The sequence below is a fragment of the Streptomyces sp. SID5464 genome (assembly GCF_009862985.1).
In the GTDB taxonomy this organism is placed as follows: Bacteria; Actinomycetota; Actinomycetes; order Streptomycetales; family Streptomycetaceae; genus Streptomyces; species Streptomyces chartreusis_D.
In genome coordinates, this window is sequence record NZ_WWIQ01000009.1 from 131,850 (window position 1) to 135,516 (window position 3,667).

Consider the following 3,667-nt stretch of genomic DNA (forward strand, 5'->3'; position numbering starts at 1 on the left):
GCGGCGGGCCTGGTCGGCCTGGTCGGGGCCGTACTCGAGCGTGGTCTTAGCCAGCTCGGCGGGCGCGTTCCCGCCGTTCTCGGACTTGGTCACACCCTCCTCGACCTGGAGGTACTGGAGGGTCTTCTGCGCGCTGCCGGCGACCGCTCCGCCGTTGAGGATCCGCACCCGGACCTCGGATGCCGGGGCCTTGCTGCCCTTGAGCCGCGCGGCCTCGGCGTCCTTCTCCTTCTTCTTCTGCCGCTTGACCTCGGTGAACGAGACATCGTTCCTGATCATGTCGAACACCTGGGGAGCCTTCGACTGGTCGACGACGACCGTCGCCTTCACCGTCTCCGCCGGGTTGTCGACCACCGGCACCGTCGTGAAGGCGATGTTCTTCGTCGGCACCTTCTTCAACTCCAGGGCGATGTCCTTGAGCGTGCCGACGCTGCCGATGGCCTTGTCCACGGTCAGCGCCTCGGTCGCGGCCTCGGCCAGCTTCAGCAGCTTCGAGGGGCTGGTGAGGGTGTCACTGGAGGACATCTTGCGCATGAGCGAGCCCAGGAACTGCTGCTGCACCTTGATCCGGTCCAGGTCACCGCTGTTGCCGAAGCTCTTGCGCGTACGGACGAACGCGAGGGCCTGCTCGCCCTCGACCGTCGACTCGCCCGCGGGCAGGACGAGTTTGGACTGCTTGTCGTTGACCGGCTTCTCCACACAGACGTCGACCCCGTCCACCGCGGTCGTCAGCGTCTTCACCGCGTTGAAGTCGGCCATCATGAAGTGGTCGGGCTGGATGCCGGTGTTCTCCTTGACCGTGCGCATGGCGCAGCCGGGGTCCCGGCCGTTCTCGCCGAGGCTCCGGTTGAAGCGGACGCCCCGCTGGCCCGGGACGATCTTCTCCGAGCCGTCCTCCAGCTTCGTCGGACAGTCGGGGATGTCCACGATCAGGTCGCGGGGGATGCTGAGCGCGGTCGCGTTGGACCGGTCCTCGGCGACGTGCAGCAGGATCGTGGTGTCGGCGTGCCCGGAGCTGCCCTTGTCCCCGTAGCCCTCGTTGCCCTCGCCGGTGCGCTTGTCCGTGCCGATGATGAGGATGTTGAAGGCCTCGTCCTTGCTGAAGTTGCTCGCTCCCGCGCTGCCGACGTCGGTCGTGCTGACGTTGCCCTCCAGGTGCCGGAGGTAGAAGTAGCCGGCCGCGCCCACCCCGACCAGCACGAACGCCATCGTGCCGCCGGTCCACATCAGCGCCTTCTTCGCCTTCTTCGGCTTCCGCTGCACCGGCCGGCGTCCACCGCGCCGCCCGGGCGGCGGCTCCTCGGGCGCACCGCGCCGCCGGCGCTGGGGCGGAACGCCGGTGCGGGTGCCGCCCTCCCGGGAGACCGCGGCACGGGGTGCCGCGTCACGCGGACCCGCCGTACGGCCGCCCGCACCCGTCGGGGGAGTGGATCCGCGTGCCCCGGACGCCGGCGACTGCGCTCCGGATGGAGTCAGTCGCAGTTCGTATTCGCCGGTGTTCGGATTGAGTACCCACTGGTCTGCGGGGTCGATCTGGTCCCCCCGCCCACGGCGTTGCGCGTCCACGGTTGTCTGTTTCCTCCGTCGGGGCACGCGGCGCCTTCTCCCCCCGGAAGGCGCGCGGGTACTGGTCATCACAGAAGCACTGGATCGCTCACACTATCCGCCCAGTTGAACGTCGATGTGCGCTGAATGACAAATTCAACGTCCATGCATGTGGGCAATCCCGCCCAATTCCAATGTGAGAGTGTGGAAGGAAGTCGTCGACCGGTGTGCGAAGTTGGTTCCCCGGGGGCTACCAGCGATAGGGCGCGTACACGTCCATGCACTTGCCGGTGTCGGAGCCGTTGAGGGCGTCCGCGTCGCCGGGCAGGTCCCCCGCCTTCGGAGCCCGCGGCTTCGGATAGGCCGTACCCGTACGCCAGTCGGCGCCCACGACGACCGTGACGCCGGAGACGTCGGTCGACCGCCGTACCGAACTCGCCGGAACACCCAGCGACTTGGCGACGCGCTGCGCGTCGCCCGCGAGGTCGGCGCTCGGATAGCGCACCACGGTCCGCTCCTCGGACAGCGCGCCCGAGGTGTCCGCGGCGGCCCGCGTGAAGCCCTTCCCCACGAGCAGCCGCGCGATGGCGCCCGCGCGCCCGGTCACCGGGCCGAGGGCGCTGGAACGCGTGGCGTTCTGCACCAGGACGCCGATCGAATCGTCCGCCGCGGCGGGGTCCTCGGACGTCTCGGGCGCCTTGGACGCCTTCTCGGGTGTCTTCCTCGCGCCCGGCTTCCCGCCCTTGCCGTCGAAGGGCACGTCGTCGCGGATCATGTCCCACACCCGGTCGGCGTCGGTGCCGGCCGGGACCAGGTGGTTGCGGTCCTGCGGGTCCTCGACCGTGGGCAGCGTCGTCATGGTGATGCGGTCCGTCGGGACCGTCTTCAGCTGCATCCCCAGGTCGTACAGCTTCTTCACCGTGCCGAGCTCCTCGGACACGTGCAGCGACTTGGTGGCAGCCTCGGCCAGATCGGTCAGCCGGCCGGTGTCGGTGAAAACGTTCTGCGCCTTGAGCGTGCGGATCATCGAGTTCATGTACATGTGCTGCGCCCTGGCCCGCAGCGGGTCGCTGCCCCAGGCGTGCCGGGTGCGCAGCCACTGGAGGGCCTGCTCGCCCTGGACCTTCTTCCGGCCGGCCGTGAGCTTCAGACCCGAGCCGCCGGGCACGCCGGGCAGCGGGCGGTCCCACACGTTCTGCCGCACGCACACCTCGACCCCGCCGATGGCGTCGGCCATCTTCACCACGCCCGCGAAGTCGATGGTCATCCAGTGGTCGATGTAGACCCCGGTGAGGTTCTCCCAGGTCGCCAGCGTGCAGCCCGCCCCGCCCCGGGCCAGCGAGGCGTTGATGATCGTGTTGACCGGCGGGTACGTCCGCCCGGTCTTCGGGTCGGTGCACTTGGGTATGTCGACCCGGGTGTCGCGCGGAATGCTCACCACGGCGGCGCTTTTTCGGTCCGCGGCCAGGTGGATGAGCATCTGCACGTCGCCCAGCGGCGGGTTGCCGCGGTCCTTCCGCGCGCCGCCCAGCTTCACGTTCTCGTCGGAGGCACGGCTGTCGGAGCCGACCAGCAGGATGTTCAGGGGCGTCTGCCCGGCCGCGTTCGGGGCGGCCTTGCGCGCCGTGGAGTCGCCGCTGCTGCGCCGGCCCTTCTCGATGTTGCCGTTCAGGTGCTCGTAGTAGAGGTAGCCGGCGCCGGCGGTCGCGAGGATCAGCACGGAGAGGGACGCCGCCGACCAGCGCAGGACGCGGCGACCGCGGCCCGGTCGGCGGCCTCCCCGGCCGTGCCCGTCGCCCGGCCCGGACGGGTGCCCCGGGCTGCTGCCCTGGTTGCCCGGGACCCGCACGTTCGGGACCGCCCCCGGCTTCGTCCCCTCCCCGTACACACTGCTGCTCTGTGCCATCTGCTCTTCCCCACCCCCGTGTCACGGACCAGGCCTGCCGTACGCCCTGTGAGACGTACGGCAGGCCCGTCAGGTCACTCGGCGCACTCGACCTTGTCCGCCGTGGACTTCTGGACACCCTCCGGCGCCTTCGACGGAGCGGTGAGGGAGGCGCCCGCACCCTTGAAGTCCTTGCCCAGGGTCAGCGTCATCGTGGGCAGCCCCTGGGCGTTCTCC

2 protein-coding genes are annotated in these 3,667 nt (G+C 70.1%); both read right to left on the minus strand.

Annotated elements, in window-relative coordinates; all coding sequences use genetic code 11:
• Nucleotides 1–1,566 (minus strand): LCP family protein (locus GTY47_RS09040; RefSeq protein WP_040902574.1); only part of this gene is annotated, 1,566 nt, incomplete at its 3' end.
• A 229-nt stretch (nt 1,567–1,795) separates the two neighbouring features.
• Nucleotides 1,796–3,451, minus strand: coding sequence for an LCP family protein (locus GTY47_RS09045; RefSeq protein WP_010034642.1), 1,656 nt, complete (start codon nt 3,449–3,451; stop codon nt 1,796–1,798).
• Nucleotides 3,452–3,667: the final 216 nt, after the last annotated feature.

Bases quoted from the DNA above. Each gene is read 5' to 3' on its own strand.
- GTY47_RS09045 (WP_010034642.1), bottom strand. From the start codon at position 3,451: ATGGCACAGAGCAGCAGTGTGTACGGGGAGGGGACGAAGCCGGGGGCG.